The organism is Pseudomonadota bacterium, from assembly GCA_039815145.1.
GTDB lineage: Bacteria > Pseudomonadota > Gammaproteobacteria > Steroidobacterales > JBCBZW01 > JBCBZW01.
The window spans coordinates 1-3,996 of record JBCBZW010000242.1; the positions used below are offsets into that span (position 1 = coordinate 1).

Consider the following 3,996-nt stretch of genomic DNA (forward strand, 5'->3'; position numbering starts at 1 on the left):
AAACCCCGCGACCGAGGTGGTCGCGGGGTTTCAGCGTAAAAGCCTGGCAGTGTCCTACTTTCACATGGGATCTCCCACACTATCATCGGCCATAGCGAGTGGGAACCACCCGATCCCATCCCGAACTCGGAAGTGAAAACGCTCTGCGCCGATGATAGTGTGGGAGATCCCATGTGAAAGTAGGACACTGCCAGGCTTTTACGCTGAAACCCCGCGACCACCTCGGTCGCGGGGTTTTTTTATTCCCTCGGTTTGGCCGCCCGATCAGCACATCGAGGTAGCCTCTTCCTTCGCAAGGGCCGTGGCGCAAATTCGAAGCGACACCAGCCACGGCGGCACGGCATAATCGCGCACTTTCTTGCGATTGGTCTTTGCCTCGCTGATGGCGCCAACCTGGCCCCTGACGGTGTCTTACGCTTGCTCCGCGCTCCACTACGTTCTGCGGTTGCCCAACCGAAAAGTCATCGACACCCGGTTCGCACCGCTACGAACTAGTAACTCATTGGAGTAGCTCGCTCAGCATGAACTTGTCGTTCGCGAAGGACGTTCTGAAGTTGACCAGCGGAACCGGGTTGGCGCAGTTGCTCATGATCGGTGTGCTGCCGATTCTGACGCGCCTGTATTCGCCTTCCGACTTCGGCGCGCTTTCGTTGTTTGTCGCCATCAGCTCGGTGTTCAGTGTCATCGCGACCTTGAAGTTCGACGCCGCGATCATGCTACCGGCGTCTGAGCGACACGCAGCTGACCTGGTATGGCTGGTCATTATCGTGGCTGCGAGCACATCGGGGTTGCTCCTGCTGGTGGCGCTAGTCGCGCGCGAGCCGATCGCTGTCGCCCTCGGATATCCGGGCATAGAGAATTGGTTGCTGGTGGTGCCACTGGGGGTATTCCTGACCGGCACCTTTCACGGTCTGATCTACTGGGCGATGCGACGGGAACGATTTGCCGACGTGGGCAAGAGCGTCGTGTTGAAGGCGGCGTCGAACGTCGGTACGGCCACCACGATGGGCGCGGTCAAAATGCCCGGCCTACCCGGCACCGGCTTGATCGTGGGCCAAATTATGGGCTACTTGGTCTCAGTGTTGGCGATCGGCTGGGGTGTGGCTCGTCAGGATAGGGCCCTGATCAAGCGGCCCCAACCAAAGCGGCTAATCGTCTTGGCGCGGAAGTACTTCCGATTGGGGGGCACGCTTACCGTCAGCCATGCTGCCGCTGCTTGGTACATCAAGATTCCGCTCTTCATTATCGGCGCGCTGTCCAATGCCGCCGCTATCGGCTTCTTCGGGCTTGCGGATCGCGTCACTCAGGCGCCCATGAGTCTGATTTCGAAAGCGGTTGGTGACGTTTACCGGCAACGCGCCACGGTGCAGTACCGCGAGTCGAGTCGCTTCGACGACCTCATGCGCCAGACCTTGCTGCGGACAGTGCTGATCGGCGCGCCGATCTACCTGTTGGGGGTGTTTCTGGCCCCTACGGTGTTCGGGCTGCTCTTCGGTGCCGATTGGATCGAGGCTGGCCAGTACGCCAGCGTCATGCTGGTGGGGGGATTCTTCGCCTTTATCGCAACACCCGTCGATAAGGCGCCCATCATCCGTCACGACTATCGGTACATCTTCGTGTGGCACATGACGTTCTTGGCCAGCCACGTCCTGATCGGCGGGATTACGCTGTGGTTTGGACTCGAGGTTCTCACCTATCTATGGCTCGCGGCGGCTCTGCGCGGCGTCATGCACACCTTCGACATTGCCTACGGCTACAGACTTGCGAAGGGTAAGCCAATGATAGGTGGTGCAGCGACCACCTAGGGCACGTGCTTCGGGGCGACCGTGCCCGCTTCCATTCCCTAGTAACCGTACTTCTGGATCGTATCGCCAAGCACACGAATTACGGCGGACTGCTCGGCATCGTTCAGCTCAGACTGCCACCGTCCAGCGTTCACCTTGTCGAGGCTGATGCGCTCGAGCGCCGAGTCGTAGTCCAGATCCAGGAACCCACACAACGCCTCGAGCTCGGCCCTTTGGGCGGTAGCGATGCGTTCCAGCGGTAGTTCGACGTAGAAGTCGTCGGGCAACGTTTCACGCAAGACAAGCCAGCGCTCGAGGACTGCGCGTACCCGGCGCGCAACTGATTCAGCGCCATCTCCTCCCCAAGCCTTCGTGAGATGGGATGCGACCACGTCGCGTGGATCTCGGAAGATGTGGATCAGCTTGCTCTGCGGAAATGCCGCTCGCAGTTCCTCCGGATGCGACACGTTGAACGGGGTGTCCTCGACCCAGTGCGTGCAGGGGCCTCGGCGAGACGACAGTACATCGTCAAAGAAGCGTCCAAAGGCCTCCGCCACATCCGCGTGACGGCGCGGCGTGGTCTCATGGATGACGCTACGCGGGCTGAATGGGCGACTGCCGAGCCATGAGCCTCTGGTGCGGTGGTCGATCAGCGTGTCGAGAAAGCGGTCGACCGCAGCTAGGAACTCAGCCTTGCTCCCGAACGCGCTGGCGTCCACCGTGTGGTAGCGCCAGGCGGACGCCCCGATTCGCCGCAGGGCAACTCGTGCCGCCCGCAGGGGCAGGGAGCGCGTCAACGGCGTGCTGAAGAGATCTGCGCAGAGGTCCCGGAATCGGTGGATCGCCAGATCGGCCGAGTACGGCGACCATCGGTGGCTGAGGGCGTCGATCAGGTCGAGGGCCCCGCCTGGATCCACGATTAATCTCATTTCGTGGGGCACCCCGAGCACGCGGGGGTGGCAATCCAGGATGCTCTTCAGCACCGTCGTGCCGCTGCGGCCCGTGCCGCCGACAAATACCGGCCTCATTGGCCAACCTCACCCTAATCGTGTTTGACGTGAGACCATGCAGGCCCCATGGGGCGATCCCCTCCAGGGCCGCTCGCGTGCCGCACGATACCACGTCCGGCTATCGTGTCTCCCTGGTGTCCCCGTGCGAATGCCGCGAGTCACCGGCAGCCCATGCGGCAGCGGTGCAGGAGTTGCGGGCACGGGCGGACCGCTTACGCGAGGGTAGTGGCTGTCGCACAGGTCTGTGGCTGAAGGGTGCGATCGCCGTTTAGTGGGAAGCCGACTCTGGGGAGGCTTGGCTCTAGGCGCGGTTAGCGAAGTACCTATGCGTACCGAGTGGTTAGCATAGACAGCTCGATGGCTAACTAGCGCTTTGATAAGCTATCCGATAAGCCTATCGGGCGCGGGGCCCTGTACTCTACAGCTGCCCCGGGGCCTTGTCTGGGCTGACGTGTTGGTGTCAACGCTTCGCCTACGTAAGCGTTAAGCATGCGAGTAGGCTCGTCTGGGCGTACCGCAGGTCCCTCAGTAGCTCCTGTTGCCTCGACGAGGCGAGAGCAGCTAGGCGCCGCCGCGTCTAGCCAGCCTTGAGGCTAACTTCAGAGTGGATGGACATCCGCGCTGACCGAACGAGAGAGAGATGACTGCGATATCAGCCCTTGAGTCCCGCCAAATCGATGCAACAGGTATGACGTCGCGCTATGCGCTCGTACCTCTCGCGCTCGCAGCGTTCATCGCCGGGTGCGGGGGCGGCGGATCCAACCCGCCCGTAGCGCCCGACCCCGAGCCTCCGCCGCCCGCCGCCGCACCCGCTGTTGCTTTCTCGGTTGATCGCGCCGAGGTGGCCCCCGGTCAGTCGGTTGCCCTCGAGTGGACTTCCACCGATGCGACAAGCTGCGAGGCGTCCGGGGGCTGGACCGGGGCCAGAGCCGTGTCTGGGGGTGAACGCTCTGGCGCGCTCGATACGGCAACGGAGTTTGCACTCGAATGCAGCGGTGAGGGCGGTACGGCGTCAGCCAGCGTACTGGTTTCGGTCGACGCGGCGGCCAATCGCCAGCCGACGCTCGAGGCGTTTCGCAGTTCGGACGCGAACGTAGCGCTGGGAGAGGTCGTGACCTTCAGTTGGACGGCGGCAGACCAGGACGAGGATGCGCTGAGCTGCGTGCTGGATTTGACCGGTGCGGGCCCCGAGATCGCTATCG

Annotated in this window: 3 protein-coding genes and 1 rRNA gene; 3 read left to right on the top strand and 1 reads right to left on the bottom strand. The window is 62.5% G+C overall.

The window, feature by feature from the left end; genetic code table 11:
• The first annotated feature begins 83 nt into the window (after window positions 1–83).
• Together rrf and AAF184_25100 are read left to right on the top strand one after the other, a co-directional pair.
• Window positions 84–196: ribosomal RNA gene (gene rrf / locus AAF184_25095) — 5S ribosomal RNA — on the top strand.
• A gap of 325 nt (window positions 197–521) precedes the next feature.
• A complete protein-coding gene (locus AAF184_25100; protein ID MEO0425635.1) occupies window positions 522–1,805 on the top strand; it encodes an oligosaccharide flippase family protein in 1,284 nt (427 codons plus the stop codon).
• Between the two features lie 38 nt (window positions 1,806–1,843).
• On the opposite strand, the gene AAF184_25105 is transcribed toward AAF184_25100, so the two are convergent.
• Window positions 1,844–2,812: a sulfotransferase gene (locus tag AAF184_25105; protein MEO0425636.1), complete on the bottom strand. Its 969-nt coding sequence runs from the start codon at window positions 2,810–2,812 to the stop codon at window positions 1,844–1,846.
• A 622-nt stretch (window positions 2,813–3,434) separates the two neighbouring features.
• On the opposite strand from AAF184_25105, the gene AAF184_25110 reads away from it, so the two are divergent.
• A partial coding sequence (locus tag AAF184_25110; protein ID MEO0425637.1) for a hypothetical protein occupies window positions 3,435–3,996 on the top strand: 562 nt, incomplete at its 3' end.

Excerpts from the sequence above, each read along its gene's own strand:
- AAF184_25105 (MEO0425636.1), bottom strand. The coding sequence starts at position 2,812 with ATGAGGCCGGTATTTGTCGGCGGCACGGGCCGCAGCGGCACGACGGTG.
- AAF184_25100 (MEO0425635.1), top strand. The coding sequence starts at position 522 with ATGAACTTGTCGTTCGCGAAGGACGTTCTGAAGTTGACCAGCGGAACC.